The following is a 13,867-nucleotide window of genomic DNA, read 5'->3' on the forward strand; positions in this document are numbered from 1 at the left end:
GCCGATGTCCGGCGTGTCTCGATCCCAACCCTCCACGGAGAAATGCCATGCAACACCAGTCCCGCGCATCCAGCGCTTCCCGCAAGTCCCGCGCCGACATCCGCCTGATCGCCGCCGCGCTGCTCGGCCTGACCGCCCTGACCAGCACCGAAGCATCCGCACAAGTCGCCCTCTCGCAGCCCTATGTCACCGCCGGCTACGCCAGCTTCGAAGGCTTCAGCGGCGGCCTCTACCTCGGCGGCGGCGCCAAGCTGGGCACGCTCAGCAGCCTGTTCAAGCTCAACGTTCCGGGCGACCTGAGCGTCGAAGGCCGCTACGCATCGGCCAGCGATTCGTCCTATGGCTTGGACCTCAAGGCCACGTCCTTCGAAGGCGTCGCCGTCGCCAACTACCCCATCTCGCCGGTCTTCTCCGCGATCGCCTACGCCGGCCTGGGCATGCTCAAGAGCGACGTCTCGTTCTCCTTCGGCGGCATCACGTCCAAGGGCTCGGCCTCCACCACCGAACTGATCGGCGGCGTGGGCGTGCAGTACGAGGTCATCCCTCGCCTGAAGGTCGAAGCCCGCCTGGGTCTGCTGGGCTATGGCAGCACGACGACGGTGGGGGCGCAGTACAGGTTCTGACGACACGCAGGGCGCCGCAGCGGACGGCTGCGGCGCCGTTGAAACAGACACCCTGGAGGCCCGCACATGCGCCCCTGCATCACGATCATCCTCAGCGCCATCCTTGCCCTTGCTGGATGCAGCGCCGGCCAGGAAACGAGCGACCTCAACCCTTCCGGAACCGACACGTCCAGTGTCGAGGTCGCGTTGAACATCAGCACCTTCGGAGCTGGCACCGTGACCAGCACTTCGGCCAACCTGAGCTGTTCCGACGGTCGGTGCAGTGCCGCTGTCCAGGCCGGCACCAGCGTGGACCTGAAGGCCATGCCGGACGAGGGATGGACGCTGGATCACTGGACGGGGTGCGACAGCGTTTCCGCGGACACGTGTCGGTCACGGTGGCCGAAGCACGGACGGTCCAGCCATTCTTCGCACGATCCGCTGCGCCGCAGATTCATGCCGATGTCGTCGTGCTGTCCGACGCCACGCTGGATGAGCTGGTGAGTGACACCCAACAGGTTCTCACCTTCAAGGCAGGTGCGAGACAACTGGACGACCTGCGCGAAGGCGCCGTGATCATCTCCGGGCGTGGAGCCGGCTTTGCCAGAAGGATCCTCAAGAAGATCGTCCTGCCGCAAGGCAACTTCCTGCTGGACACCCTCCCGGTCAGCTTGAGCGACATCATCGAGGACGGAACGCTGATCGGCGGCTATGCGACAGCAGGTTCAGGGACCGAAGGCATCGCCCGAGTCCTGAGTCTGGGACAGGGCGTGACGCTGGCCAATCGCGCTCGCCCCTTGGGCGCGTCCAGCGAGTTCAATGTCGACGTTCCGCTCAACGCCGAAGAGACGTCGAAGATCACCGGGAAGATCAATGTCGAGTGGAATCCGGAGTTCGCCGTCGACTTCCGGCTGGGAAGTGGCCTGAAGGAGGCCGAGCTGCTGGTCAACCCGACCGTGCGACCCGATCTGTCCTTCGTCAAGGGACCAGAGGACATCGAGAAGGAAGTCCTGTTCGACCTCGGCGTATTCGAGTTGACACCGTTCACGATCCAGGTCGGCTTCGTCCCCGTGGTGGTGGTTCCAACCGTGAAGGGGTATGCCAAGGTGTCGGCCAAGGGCGGCGTTCAGGTGAACTTCGCAAGTGGCTATTCCCTGCAGGGCAGCTATGGCGCTCACTACCGCAAAGGATCGGGATGGGACGGGGTGTTCAGCACGCAACTTGACGGCAACTTCACGCCGGTGGGTGCTGTCAAGATCGAAGGCGAGCTGGGTGTTGGCGTCTACATGGCAATGGCGGTCTACAACGTCATCGGACCCTTCATCCAGGTCGGTCCGTATCTGCGAGCGACTGGGGAATTGAACACCGCCAGCGAGACGGGCCTGTGCAAGAAGTTCCGCGCTGACCTCGGCATCGCCGCCAAGGTCGGAGGCAGCTTCAAGGTCTTGAGCTGGTATGAATCGAAGCTCGAACTGAGCCTGATCGACAAGGTCGTGAAGAACCTCGTGGACACACAATCGTCAAGCTGCAACGACACCACGCCCCCCTTGTCTCCTGAGGGATTGAACGCCGTGGCAACCGGGTCCCGCACGATCGAACTGAGCTGGACGCCATCCACCGACGAAGGCGGCCTGCGAGGCCATCAGGTCGAACGCGACGGGGTCGTCGTGGCCCTCGCGAGGGAAGGGAAGCACGTGGATGCGTCATTGCAAGCAGGTCACGAACACTGCTATCGAATCATTGCCGTCGACCTGTCCGGCAATCAATCCCTGCCCAGCACCCGCGCATGTGCGCGCACATCGGCGACCGACCGGACTGCACCCACCGTTCCAGCCCAGGTCACGGCGACGGCGACGTCCACAACCGCGATCCACTTGAGCTGGCAAGCAAACTCGGATGACGTCGGCGTGATCGGCTATGTCGTCAGCGCCAACGGCAAGCGTCTGCGCAGCCTGGCTGACACATCGATGGACATCGGAAAGCTCACACCTGAGACGAACCATTGCTTGGTGATCGAAGCCTTCGACGCCATGGGCAACGTGTCGCCCCCCAGCGAGCCGGTGTGCGTCTCGACCCTTCCCCCCGATCAGGCCGCCTGGACCATGCAGCTCGGATGCGTGGGACGCGATCACAACATCAGCCGGAACATCGATCTGGACGTTGATGGCGCCAGCCTGGTCAATGTCACGGGCGAGGCCATCGACTACAGCGGTTCGGCACTCGCCTACCACCTGCATGGCAGCTACGAACCCTCGACACACGTGCTGGACGCGCAGATCGACTGGACCTTCTCGAACTCGACGGCGGTGCGCATGGACCGTTTCACCGCACAGTTGTCCACCGATGACACAGGCCCGGTCACGATGACGCAGGTTCTGAAGACAGGCTGCGACGCGAACATCCGCTTCGTGCAGAACACGCGCTGATCGGCCTCCTTCCACGTTTGAGACTGACCCTCGACCCGCCCATGCCCCTCCACCAATACACCGCCGAATGGATCACCCGCGAAGACCGCATCCGCTTGCGCATCAACGCCGGTGACGGTCAGGAGTTCCGCTTCTGGCTGACCCGTCACATCGTTGCGGGACTGATGACCGGGGCGCGCAGCGTGGCGGTGCAGGTGCTGGCGCGGGAGCATCCGCCGGCGGTGGCGCAGGCCTTGCACGAGTTTCGGCAGCAGAGCGCCGTGTTGCAGGCCGACTTCACGCGCGCCTTCGAGAACCAGGACAACCTGCCACTGGGCGAAGCGGCGCAACTGGTCACTGGCGTGACGATCACCCAGTCCGGCGAACAGGTGACGGTGCGCCTGACGACCGAGTCGGGTCACGAGGTCCAGCTTCAGATCAGCGAGGCGGTGCTGCGCGGCTGGGTCGAGCTGCTGGACAAGCTGCAGCTCCATGCTGGCTGGCGGATCGACTCGGCACAGGACGTTCAGGTCACCGTCTTGCCGGACGGGCCGGCTGCGGGCCAGCAGGTGCATTGACGGGCAGCCGGGCCGGACAGCGCCGGCCCGCTCATGCCGACCGGCAGCGGCGCCAGGCATCCCTTGCGGCCAGGAAACCGAAGACCATGCCCGGTCCGATGGTGATGCCGGGTCCCGGATAGGTGCCACCCATGATGGACTGGGCATCGTTGCCGACCGCGTAGAGGCCGCCGATCGGCATGCCCTGGGCGTCAAGCACGCGGGCCTGGTCGTCGGTCTGCAGGCCGACCGCCGCGCCGATGTCGCCGGGCACGACCTGGACGGCGTAGTACGGGCCGGCGGTCAACGCGCCCAGGTTGGGGTTGCGGCCCGGCCAGGTGGCGTCGCCGATGTTGCGCTGGTAGGCGGTGACACCGCGTTGGAAGTCGGGATCGTGGCCGGCCTCGGCGTGGCGGTTGTGGGTGGCGACGGTGGCCTCCAGCGTGGCCGCGTCCATGCCGAGTTGATGGGCCAGATCGGCCAGGGTCGCGCCGTGGCGCAGGTAGCCGTCGGCGATGAAGGGCGCCAGGCCGCCGCCGCCCGGGCGGACCATGCCGAGGCCGTGGCGCTTCAGCGCTGCCGCGTCGCAGACGATCCACGACGGAAGTGCCGCCGCCGCACCCGGCTCGCCCGCCTCGCTGCGGCACTGTTCGGCCTGCATGGCCAGGCCGTAGCGGTGGTAGGACATGCTCTCGTTGAGGTAGCGCCGGCCGGCCTGGTTGACAGTCAACATGCCGGGCTTGGCGCGGTCCATCACAAAGTGCGGAAAGACCGCCGTGCTGCCGTCGGCCCGCTGGCGGCGCGACACCGGCGCCCAGAAGGTCGGGCTGGCCGCCCCTTGCCCATGACGGGCGCCGATCTGCAGGGCCAACGCCTGCGCCTGACCGGTGTGGCCGGGCGCGCCTGGGCACCAGTCCATCGGGATGCCGGGCAGGTGGCGTTCGCGCCAGACTGGGTCGCGGTTGATGCCGCCGCTGGCGAGCGCCAGGCCGCCGCGCACGGCGATGCGGCGCGACGTGCCGGCCGATTCGAGGGTGACGGCCTCGATCGACCGCCCCGGGCCGGGATGCCCGTCCGACACGTGGATCTCGCGCATCTGCGTGTCCATCAGCAAGGTCACCCGGGGACGCTGTGCCAGCGAGTGCAGCAGGCGGGCGACCAGCGCGTTGCCCATCACCAGCCGGGTGCCGCGCGGATGGCGGAGCCGATCGTGGGCATGTCGGGCGACGATCTTCACGGCATGGCGCAGCGACGGCCACGAGCGACCCATGGACAGCAGGTGGTTGATGTCGGTGCGGTCGACCATCATCCCGCCCAGCACGGTGAACTCGGGGATGGGCGGGCGCAGCAGACCGAACAGCGCGCCGAGCTGGCGGCCGTCAAAGGGCAGCGGCTCCAGCGCCCGGCCGCGCAGAGTCGAACCGTCGACATCGGACTCGTAGTCCGGGTGCAGCGCATAGGGCCGGTAGTGCACGTCGCTGTGCTGCTCGAAACGTTCGACCGCCTCGGCGCCATGGGCCAGGAAGGCCCGCCGCAACGCCGCATCGGCGTGGTCACCGACGACGCGGTCGAGGTAGCGGGCGGCCCGTTCGAGGCTGTCCTCATCCGCCACCCCTTTTGCATGGCGGGTGCACGGGATCCAGGTCGTGCCGGCCGACCAGGCGGTCGTGCCGCCCACGTGGGCGGTGCGTTCGACCACCAGCACCTTCGCGCCGTCGATGGCCGCATGCAGCGCCGCCGACAGCCCGGCCCCGCCCGCACCGATCACGACGAGGTCGTAGGCCGCGTCCGAGGGCAGCGACGGGAGCGTTTGCAGCAGCGACATGGCGGGCGGTCGAGGCAAGACCGGAATGAATTCCAATAATGGAATGATATTCCACTATTGGACGATCCTTCGCCTTTGGCGGGGCTGGAACAGCAGCTCGCGCGGCACTGTCGAAGCGGCGCGCCGGGCCTGGTGCTCGTCACGATGTTGCCTAACATCGGCGGCAAGCCCGATGCGCCGCCGGGTGCAGACCGGCCTTTTCCTCATGATGCCCCAATGCCCACCACGGATACCACCCAGATCACCCGCATCGACCTGGCCAACCGGCTGTTCTTCCGGCTCTACCAATGCGCCAACATGTTGCACAAGACCGGCACCCGCGCAGTCGAGGCCGAGGGCCTGACGACGCAGCAATGGGCGGTGCTCGGCGCGCTGTCGCGGCCGCAGGTCGAAGACGGCATGGGGGTCGGTGAACTGGCCCGCTACCTGATGGTCAGCCGCCAGAACCTGTCGGGCCTGATTGGCCGCATGGAACGCGACGGCCACCTCGTCAGCGCCCCCGATGACCGCGACCGCCGCGCGCGCCGGGTGCGCATGAGCGAGTCCGGCCGCATCGTCTGGCAGCAGCACGCCTTGCCCAAGATCCACGCCTACTACGAGCAGGTGCTGGGCGACTTCTCGGTCAACGACATGAGCCACGCCCTGCACTACCTGCTCAAGATGCTCGACCGCATGGAGCAGATCGACCGGCAGAACGGTGGCGGAGACGGTGGCGGAGACGGTGGCGGAGACGGCGGCGGGGACGAGGAGGCCTGAACACGACGGCCTGAAGCGGTGAAGCCCGAAGGGTGTTCAGGGCCTCAGCTCGACGCCGCCGGTGCGGGCGCAGCGGCATGCGCGCCGCCCAGGAACAGGCGCTCGATGTGCGGGTCGTTCAACAACTCGTCGGCGGGCTTTTGCAGCACGCGGCGGCCGGACTCCAGCGCGATCGCCTCGTCGGAGATCTTCAGCGCGCTCTTGACGTTCTGTTCGACCATCAGCACGGTGGTGCCCTGGTCGGCCAGTTGGCGCAGCAGCTTGAAGACGTCCTGCACGACCAGCGGGCTCAGGCCGATCGACGGCTCGTCGATCAGCAGCACCTTGGGGCGCAGCAGCAGCGCACGTCCGACTTCGAGCTGCTTTTGCTCGCCACCGGACAGCGCGGCCGCTGGGCTGTTGATGCGCTCCTTGACGCGCGGGAAGCGGTCCAGCACCTCGGGGATGCGCTCGCGCGTGGTCTTCATGCCCAGCGTGATGCCGCCGAGCTCCAGGTTCTCGTAGACGCTGAGCTGGCCGAACAGGTTGCGGCCCTGCGGCACGAAGGCGATGCCGTGCTGGACCAGCAGGTCCTTGGCATTGGCGCCGGTGATGTCCTGACCGTCCAGCTTGATGTGACCCGAGCGCACCTTGAGCAGGCCGAACAGCGTCTTGAGCACCGTCGACTTGCCCGCGCCGTTCGGGCCGATCAGCAACGTGATCGCGCCGCGTCGGGCCTTGAACGTCAGGTTGTTGAGGATCATGAAATCGCCGTAGCCGGCGACGACCTTGTCGAACTCGATGGCGTGATCAGACATGTCGGGACTCCTGCCGGGCCGCCCCTGAGGAGGCCTGCGCCCCCAACGGGGGCTGCGTATGAAATGAGCGCGGGGGCACCATGATCAGCTGCCCAGGTAAGCGTCGAGGACTTGCTTGTTGCCACGGATCTCGGCGGGCGTGCCGATGGCCATGACCTCGCCTTCGACCATCACCATGATGCGGTGGCACAGGTCCATCACGAAGTCCATGTTGTGCTCGATCACCACGAAGCTCCCCTTTTGCTTCTGGTTGAGCTGCTTGAGCAGCGTGCTGATGCCGCCCACCAGGCTGGGGTTGACGCCGGCGCAGGGCTCGTCGAGCAGCACCAGGTCCGGCTCGCTCATGAAGGCCATGGCGATGTCGACCAGCTTCTGCTGGCCGTAGCTCAGCTCGCCAGCCTTCTTGTCGGCAACATGACGGATGCGGAACAGGTCGATCAGTTCATCGGCCTTGCCGCCCAGGCCCGAATCGGTGGGCGCGAACATGCGGCTGAACAGGCTGCCACGGTGTTCCTGCGCCGCCACGATCAGGTTGTCGCGCACGGTCATCTTGCCGAACACCTGCAGGGTCTGGAAGGTGCGACCGACGCCGCGCCGATTGAGTTCCAGCGGACTCAGGTTGGTGATGTCCTGGCCCTTGAGCTCGATGCGGCCGGCGTCCGGCGTGATCTGGCCGAGCACGCTGTTGAACATGGTCGTCTTGCCCGAGCCGTTCGGGCCGATGACACCGAAGATCTCGCCGGGGCGGACCTCGAACTCGACGCCATTGACCGCGCGGATCGCGCCATACGACTTCTTCAGGCCGCTGACCTTCAGCAGGGCCGGTCCTTGTACGGGACTCATGACTGCGCTCCTTGAACAGCTTCGGCGGCTTCGGCCGATTCAGCCGCTGCGGCGGACGCGGCACGTGCGGCCGAGGCCTCACGCGACAGGCGACGGGCACGCAGGCGGTCCGGGATGCTCAGCAGGCCGTCGGGCAGCCACAGCATCAGCAAGATGACGGCGGTGCCGAACACGAACAGGTACCAGGCCTGTGCGAAGCGCAGCCACTCCGGCAGCAGCACGCCGACCGCCGCACCCAGCACCGGGCCGAAGAAGTAGCCCGAGCCTCCCAGCACGACCATCAGGTACATCATGATCGACGAGCCCACCGTGAACGGCGCCGGCTCGATGAAGCCGACCAGGCTGGCAAACAGCGCACCGGCCACGCCCGCATAGACCGCGCCGATGGCGAAGGCCAGCAGGGTGTAGGCCTGCACGCTGACACCCAGGCTCTCGGCCCGGATCGGGTTGTCGCGCAGGGCGGTGAAGGCCTTGCCCCAGGGCGAACGCAGCAGCGCGAACAGCAGGGCACCGAGGATCAGGGTCACGCCCAGCACGAAGTAGTAGTAGCTGAGGTTGCTGTCCAGGCTGATGCCGAACAGGCCCGGCCGGGTGATGCCGTTGATGCCGAAGGTGCCACCGGTCAGCCATTCCTCGTTGCGCATCACCAGCCAGACGGCGGTGTTGAAGCCCAGCGTGGCGAAGGCCAGATAGATGGTCTGCACCCGCAGGGCCGGGAAGCCGACCAGCAGGCCGATGCCGAAGCAGCCCAGCATCGCCAGCGGCAGGCCGATCCAGAAGCTGATGCCGTGCTGCAGCAGGATCGCCACCGTGTAGGCGCCGATGCCGAAGAACGCCGCATGGCCGAGCGACTTCTGGCCGGCGTAGCCGATGGTCAGGTTCAGGCCCATCGTCGCGACGATGAAGACCAGCCAGTAGGTGAACAGGTAGATGCCGTAGTTCTTCAGCATCGGGGGCACCGCGAGCATCACCAGGATGATGAGCAGCAGGCCGAACTTGTGCAGCGGTTTCATGGTCGTGTGCTCCTCAAACCTTGCGCATTTCCTTCTTGCCCAGCAGCCCTTGCGGCTTGAACAAGATGACGATCATGAAGAGCACCAGCGCCACCGCGTCCTTGTAGGACGGCGAGATGTAGGCCGCCGCCAGGTTCTCGGCCACGCCCACGATCACGCCGCCCAGCAACGCACCGCGGCTGTTGTTGAAGCCGCCGATGATGGCCGCGAAGAAGGCCTTGGTGCCCAAGCCCTCGCCCATGTCGAACTTGGCAAGGTAGACCGGCGCAACCAGCAGCGCGGCGGCACAGGCCAGCAGCGCGTTGATGGCGAAGGTGTAGAAGATCATGCGGGGCACGTTGATGCCCAGCACGGTCGCGCTCTCGGTGTTCTGCGCCACGGCCTGCATCGCGCGGCCGGTGACCGTCTTGCTCAGGAAGGCCTGCGTGACCAGCACCAGCGCCAGCGCGAAGACCAGTGTGCCGATGTCGGCCAGCGTGATCGTCACGCCAGCGATGTTGAACAGCTTGTCGGCGAACAGGCTGGGGAAGGGATGCGCCTCGGCGCTGTAGCCGGCCCGCACGCCGTTGCGCATGGCGATCGACAGGCCGATGGTGGCCACCACGATGGGCATCATGCCGAAGCGCAGCAGCGGGTCGGCGATGCCGCGCTTGAAGGCCCAGCCGAGCACGAACACCGCCAGCAGGCAGGTCGCGACAAAGGCCGGCAGCAGCGACAGTCCAGCGGCCTGAAAGCCCAGCATCATGAAGGCGGGCAGCATGACGAACTCGCCCTGGGCGAAGTTGATCGTGCCGCTGGCCTGCCAGAGCAGTGTGAAGCCCAGCGCCGCCAGCGCGTAGACGCTGCCGGTGGCGAGGCCGGAGAAGAAAAGCTGGAAGAAGTCGGTCATGCGAGCACCGGAGGTTGGACAGGCTCAACGCGTGAGCCTGTGCGGCCGGGCATGAGGCAAGCCCGCGCCGAGCTGGCAAACGCCGGTCGGCCGTCGGTGGCAAACGTCCTCATGCCGGCGGGCACGCCTGCGGGCGCAGGCGTGGCCAGGGCTGTGCCTTACTTGGCAGCGCCCAGGGCGGGCAGGATTTCCTTGACGACCTGGCGGCCGTCCTTGACCTCGACCAGGAAGCTCTCGCGGTCCAGGTCGCCGTTGGCGTCGATCGAGACGTCATAGAGCACGCCGGGGTTCTTGGCGGCCTTGATGCTCAGGCCGTGCAGCGCGGCGGCAACGGCCTTGCGGTCAACCTTGCCGACCTTCTCGATGGCGGCCTTCAGGATGTACACGCCGGTGTAGCCCTTGATGCCGTTGTGGTCCGAGATGGTGTTGGTGGCGGCGAAGAAATTGCCCTTGAACTTGATCATCTGCGGGTTGGGCGCATCGACCGTCAGGCCGACGTGGGCGGTCGCACCGTTGGCGGCATTGCCGGCCAGCTCGATCACCTTCTGGCCGGTCAGCGTGGTCTCGCCGACGATGGGCTTGTCATAGCCTTGCTTGCGCAGTTCGCGCAGCGCACGGGCCGATTCCTCTTCGTTGGTGTAGACGAACAGCGCATCGGCGTTGGATTGCTTGGCCTTGAGCACCGGTGCCGAGAAGTCGACCTGGCCGCTGTCGGTCGAGATGTCGGCCACAACCTTCACGCCATTGGCTTCCAGCGCCTTGGTGATGGCGTCACGGCCACCCTTGCCGAAGTCGTTGTTCACGAACATGACGGCGATCGTCTTGGCCTTCAGGTTCTTGGCGATGTAGCGCGCCACCTTGGGCATCGCGGTCGACTGGGTGAAGCTGGTGCGGAAGATGTAGGGGTTGCCCTTCTGGGTGATCGCCGCAGCCTCGCCGCCGGTGAAGTTGATCACCTCGGCGCGCTGGGTCTCGGCCATGCTGACCATGATCGAGCCGGAGAAGACCGGGCCGAAGACCGCGAACACGTCGTCATCGACGGCCTTGGACGCCAGGCCCTTGGCCACGCCCGGGTTGCTCTGGGTGTCGGCCGAGCTGTGCTCGATCTTCTTGCCCAGGATGCCGCCGGCGGCGTTGATTTCCTTGACGGCCAGGTCGACGCCGTTCTTGAACATCGTGCCAGCGCTGGCGCCCGCACCCGACAGCTCGTAAAGGCCGGCGATCTTGATGGTGTTCTGGGCCTGTGCCAGACCGCTGGCGCACAGGGCGGACAGGGCGGCGGCGGCGATGAGGTGGCGGCGGTTGAAGCTCATGGGTGGTCTCCTGGGGACAAGAAATGGCGTCAAGCGCCGGCGGGTTGGAATGGGAATGGGAACGGGAATGGCAACAAGAAGGTGGAAGCAGCGCGTCAGGCGGCGCGTCAGGCGGCGCACGGCAGCGCGGAAATCGTCGCGCTCGCCGCGCTCGCCGGCTCGCTGCGCATCAGCGCACGCACCGGTTCGAGATCGGCCTGGGTGGCCCGGGCCAAGGCCTCGAAGCCGAAGAAGCGCAGGTACTCGGGCACCTGCTGGATCAGCATCTCGTGACCCGGATGGGCGGTGATGCCGCGCGCCGCGCACGCCCGCAGCAGCGGCGTGCTGGCGTCCTTCATCAGGATGTCGACCACGGCGGCGCTGCCGTCGAGGCGGCGCACGTCGAAGGGCATCGGGTCGCTGTCGCGCAGGCCCAGCGGGGTGGCATTGATGACGAGGTCGTAACCAGCCGGGTCGGCGCTGGCCGGCGTGCTGACCTGGACCGAGCTGATGCTGCGCAGGCGGTCGGCGGCGGCAGCGGCGCGGCCCGCGTCGACGTCGTGGATGGAGAGTTCGGCCAGCGCGCGCTGGACCAGCGCACAACCGATCGCGATGCCGGCGCCACCGGCACCGACGACCAGCACCCGCGCGCCGGTGCAGGCGATGCCGAAGTGGTCGAGCGCCTTGACGAAGCCGATGCCGTCGAACAGCGCCCCCTCGATCGTGCCGTCGACGTTGCGGCGCACGGCGTTGACCGCTTCGGCCGTGCTGCCGCTCAGGTCGCAGTGGTCGAGCAGGCCGGGCAGCGCGGTCTTGTGGGGGATCGTGACCCACAGACCGTCGACGTTGCGGGCTTGAAAGACACCCCGCACAAAAGCGTCGAGCTGACCGGCCGGCACCTGCATCGGCACCAGCACCGCGTCGACGCCGGCCTGGGCGAACAGCGGGTTGAAGACCTCGGGCGCACGCACCTGGGCCACGGGATCGCCCAGGATGAGGAAGACGCGGGTGGTGCCGGAGATGTGCATGGACGGTCGCTGCAAAGTGCGCGAACGATAGGCAGCGCGCCGGTCGGTCACAAGCTGGTTTCACCTCGTGTGCGCGACAATCGCGCACCTGGCGCGATCATCGTGCACTTCTCGGGTTAGTCCCGAGCCCCTGTGAAGGACACCGGATGGACACGCCCATCGACCGCAAGGACATCATCGACGGCCTCGGCAAGGGCTTGCGGGTCATCGAGGCCTTTGACGATGACCACCCCCGCCTGACGCCCAGCGAGGCGGCGGCGCTGTCCGGCCTGACCCGCACGGCCGCCCGGCGCTACCTGTTGAGCCTCGTGCACTTTGGCTATGCCGACGGCGACGGCAAGCACTTCTGGCTGCTGCCCAAGGTGCTGCGGCTGGGTCAGAGCTACCTCGGCGCGGCACGTTTGCCCCGACTGGTCCAGCCCTTCATCCAGCGCCTGTCGCAGGCCACCGGCGAGACCTTCAACTTCAGCGTGCTGGACGGCCACGAGATCGTCTACCTGGCGCGCAGCAACAGCCCGCGGGTGATCTCGATCGGCTTCCAGCCCGGCGCGCGGGTGCCGGCCCATGTGGTGACGCCGACCATGCCCATCCTGGCGACCTACACCGACGAGGCGCTGGCCGAGTGGATCGCGGCCCATGAATTCACCGCCTTCGGCCCGCAGACCCAGACCGACGCGGCGCTGTTCCGCGACGCGGTGCTGTCGGCGCGGCGGCTGAACTTCTGGGTCACCGAGCAGCAGCTCGAACCCGGTCTGCGCGGCATCGCCGTGGCGATCAAGGACCGCAAGGGCATCTGCCGGGGCGCGATCGGCTCGACCATGCCGATGCAGAACGAGGGTCGGGAGGCGATGGTGGCGCGCATCCTGCCCTTGCTGCAGGAATGCGCGCAGGCCTTGCGGCCGGTCGTTTGAGCCGCTCGGCCGGCGCGCGTCCTGCGGGACGGCTAACGCGGCCGGCGCAGCGTCATCCGCCCGGGCAGCGGCACCGAGCGACGCAGCACCTCCTCGCCCAGCCACTGGGCCGAGCGGTGGGCGCGCTGGGCGACCAGGGGCAGCGGGAGCTGCTGGTAGTCGTCGTTGAAGACCTCGAAGCTGTAGTCGCCGCGGTAGCCGATGGCGTCCAGGCGCGAGACCAGGTCGGCCACCTGGGCGCTGTGCACGCCCTCGCCCGGGAAGACGCGGAAGTGGCGCGCGGTCGACATGCGCTCCTCCACCGAGCGGATCTCCTGCCACATGAAGTCGGCCAGCTGGACCAGGAAGATGCGGTCGGCATCGAGCTGGTCGATCTCGTCGAGCGAGGTGTCGGTGGCGAGGATGTGGAAGGAGTCGATGCCCAGACCGAGGTTGGGCGCGTCGGCGCGGCAGACCACCTCCCAGGCGGTCGTGAACTCGCTGACGGTGCGGCCCCAGGACAGGCCTTCATAGGCCACCTTGATGCCCAGCGGCACCGCCAGCATGGCCAGCTTGCGCAGGTCGCGGGCCAGCGCATCGATGTCCTGGCTGGCGTGCTGGCTGGTCGACGAGCAGGCCAGCAGCACCGGTGCGCCCAGTGCATGCGCCATTTCCAGCATGGCCTTGGCGATGTCGACCTTGTAGTCGTGCAGGTGCCCGGCTAGGCCCTCAAAGTCGCGCAGCACCTGGAAGCCGGTGACGCGCAGGCCGCTGTCCTTGACCAGCTGCACAGCGGCGTCGATGCCCTGTGGGTGGCCCACGATGTCGTTGGCCTTGAGCATGACCTGGGTGAAGCCGGCCGCGCGGATGGCCTGCAGCTTGGCCTCAAGCGGCCCGGCCAGCGAGATGGTGTCCATCCCGAAATCGTCGATGTAGCCGTGGCGCTGGGTCATCGTCGCGCTCCGCCGGC

13 protein-coding genes and 1 pseudogene are annotated in these 13,867 nt (G+C 67.2%); 6 read left to right on the forward strand and 8 right to left on the reverse strand.

What is annotated here, in order from left to right; all coding sequences use genetic code 11:
• The first annotated feature begins 47 nt into the window (after positions 1–47).
• From EV685_RS08880 to EV685_RS08890, 4 genes and pseudogenes are all read left to right on the forward strand, one after another.
• Positions 48–623, forward strand: coding sequence for an outer membrane beta-barrel protein (locus EV685_RS08880; RefSeq protein WP_130481616.1), 576 nt, complete (start codon positions 48–50; stop codon positions 621–623).
• A gap of 66 nt (positions 624–689) precedes the next feature.
• Positions 690–941, forward strand: a pseudogene (locus EV685_RS21310) (hypothetical protein); the annotation flags it as partial.
• A 23-nt stretch (positions 942–964) separates the two neighbouring features.
• Entirely contained in the window at positions 965–3,028 is a 2,064-nt protein-coding gene (locus EV685_RS08885; RefSeq protein WP_130481617.1) for a fibronectin type III domain-containing protein, read from the forward strand.
• Between the two features lie 41 nt (positions 3,029–3,069).
• Positions 3,070–3,585 (forward strand): hypothetical protein, encoded by a 516-nt coding sequence (locus EV685_RS08890; RefSeq protein WP_130481618.1) that lies wholly within the window; start codon positions 3,070–3,072, stop codon positions 3,583–3,585.
• A gap of 31 nt (positions 3,586–3,616) precedes the next feature.
• On the opposite strand, the gene EV685_RS08895 is transcribed toward EV685_RS08890, so the two are convergent.
• Entirely contained in the window at positions 3,617–5,389 is a 1,773-nt protein-coding gene (locus tag EV685_RS08895) for an FAD-dependent oxidoreductase (protein ID WP_207224787.1), read from the reverse strand.
• Positions 5,390–5,605: 216 nt separating this feature from the next.
• On the opposite strand from EV685_RS08895, the gene EV685_RS08900 reads away from it, so the two are divergent.
• Positions 5,606–6,145, forward strand: coding sequence for a MarR family winged helix-turn-helix transcriptional regulator (locus EV685_RS08900; protein WP_130481619.1), 540 nt, complete (start codon positions 5,606–5,608; stop codon positions 6,143–6,145).
• Positions 6,146–6,189: 44 nt separating this feature from the next.
• On the opposite strand, the gene EV685_RS08905 is transcribed toward EV685_RS08900, so the two are convergent.
• The 6 genes from EV685_RS08905 to EV685_RS08930 form a co-directional block, all read right to left on the reverse strand.
• Positions 6,190–6,942, reverse strand: coding sequence for an ABC transporter ATP-binding protein (locus tag EV685_RS08905; protein WP_130481620.1), 753 nt, complete (start codon positions 6,940–6,942; stop codon positions 6,190–6,192).
• 84 nt (positions 6,943–7,026) lie between these two features.
• Positions 7,027–7,785, reverse strand: coding sequence for an ABC transporter ATP-binding protein (locus EV685_RS08910; RefSeq protein ID WP_130481621.1), 759 nt, complete (start codon positions 7,783–7,785; stop codon positions 7,027–7,029).
• Positions 7,782–8,798, reverse strand: coding sequence for a branched-chain amino acid ABC transporter permease (locus EV685_RS08915; RefSeq protein ID WP_130481622.1), 1,017 nt, complete (start codon positions 8,796–8,798; stop codon positions 7,782–7,784). The genes EV685_RS08910 and EV685_RS08915 overlap by 4 nt, the downstream gene beginning before the upstream one ends.
• Positions 8,799–8,811: 13 nt before the next feature.
• Entirely contained in the window at positions 8,812–9,687 is an 876-nt protein-coding gene (locus EV685_RS08920; protein ID WP_130481623.1) for a branched-chain amino acid ABC transporter permease, read from the reverse strand.
• Between the two features lie 158 nt (positions 9,688–9,845).
• On the reverse strand, positions 9,846–11,000 hold the full coding sequence (locus EV685_RS08925) for an ABC transporter substrate-binding protein (protein WP_130481624.1): 1,155 nt from the start codon (positions 10,998–11,000) through the stop codon (positions 9,846–9,848).
• Between the two features lie 107 nt (positions 11,001–11,107).
• Positions 11,108–12,007: a shikimate dehydrogenase family protein gene (locus tag EV685_RS08930; protein ID WP_130481625.1), complete on the reverse strand. Its 900-nt coding sequence runs from the start codon at positions 12,005–12,007 to the stop codon at positions 11,108–11,110.
• Between the two features lie 146 nt (positions 12,008–12,153).
• On the opposite strand from EV685_RS08930, the gene EV685_RS08935 reads away from it, so the two are divergent.
• Positions 12,154–12,918 carry an IclR family transcriptional regulator domain-containing protein gene (locus EV685_RS08935; RefSeq protein WP_130481626.1) on the forward strand — a complete coding sequence of 255 codons (765 nt, stop codon included), beginning with the start codon at positions 12,154–12,156 and terminating at the stop codon, positions 12,916–12,918.
• 32 nt (positions 12,919–12,950) lie between these two features.
• Here EV685_RS08935 and EV685_RS08940 read toward each other — a convergent pair whose 3' ends face one another.
• Positions 12,951–13,850 (reverse strand): sugar phosphate isomerase/epimerase family protein, encoded by a 900-nt coding sequence (locus EV685_RS08940; protein WP_130481627.1) that lies wholly within the window; start codon positions 13,848–13,850, stop codon positions 12,951–12,953.
• Positions 13,851–13,867: the final 17 nt, after the last annotated feature.

Source organism: Sphaerotilus mobilis, from assembly GCF_004216565.1.
GTDB lineage: Bacteria > Pseudomonadota > Gammaproteobacteria > Burkholderiales > Burkholderiaceae_C > Sphaerotilus > Sphaerotilus mobilis.

What these genes read in the sequence shown, in the direction of transcription:
- EV685_RS08910 (WP_130481621.1), bottom strand. Translation starts at nt 7,785, where the DNA reads ATGAGTCCCGTACAAGGACCGGCCCTGCTGAAGGTCAGCGGCCTGAAG.
- EV685_RS08925 (WP_130481624.1), bottom strand. Translation starts at nt 11,000, where the DNA reads ATGAGCTTCAACCGCCGCCACCTCATCGCCGCCGCCGCCCTGTCCGCC.
- EV685_RS08920 (WP_130481623.1), bottom strand. Translation starts at nt 9,687, where the DNA reads ATGACCGACTTCTTCCAGCTTTTCTTCTCCGGCCTCGCCACCGGCAGC.
- EV685_RS08890 (WP_130481618.1), top strand. Translation starts at nt 3,070, where the DNA reads ATGCCCCTCCACCAATACACCGCCGAATGGATCACCCGCGAAGACCGC.
- EV685_RS08905 (WP_130481620.1), bottom strand. Translation starts at nt 6,942, where the DNA reads ATGTCTGATCACGCCATCGAGTTCGACAAGGTCGTCGCCGGCTACGGC.
- EV685_RS08900 (WP_130481619.1), top strand. Translation starts at nt 5,606, where the DNA reads ATGCCCACCACGGATACCACCCAGATCACCCGCATCGACCTGGCCAAC.
- EV685_RS08915 (WP_130481622.1), bottom strand. Translation starts at nt 8,798, where the DNA reads ATGAAACCGCTGCACAAGTTCGGCCTGCTGCTCATCATCCTGGTGATG.
- EV685_RS08895 (WP_207224787.1), bottom strand. Translation starts at nt 5,389, where the DNA reads ATGTCGCTGCTGCAAACGCTCCCGTCGCTGCCCTCGGACGCGGCCTAC.
- EV685_RS08935 (WP_130481626.1), top strand. Translation starts at nt 12,154, where the DNA reads ATGGACACGCCCATCGACCGCAAGGACATCATCGACGGCCTCGGCAAG.
- EV685_RS08940 (WP_130481627.1), bottom strand. Translation starts at nt 13,850, where the DNA reads ATGACCCAGCGCCACGGCTACATCGACGATTTCGGGATGGACACCATC.
- EV685_RS08930 (WP_130481625.1), bottom strand. Translation starts at nt 12,007, where the DNA reads ATGCACATCTCCGGCACCACCCGCGTCTTCCTCATCCTGGGCGATCCC.
- EV685_RS08880 (WP_130481616.1), top strand. Translation starts at nt 48, where the DNA reads ATGCAACACCAGTCCCGCGCATCCAGCGCTTCCCGCAAGTCCCGCGCC.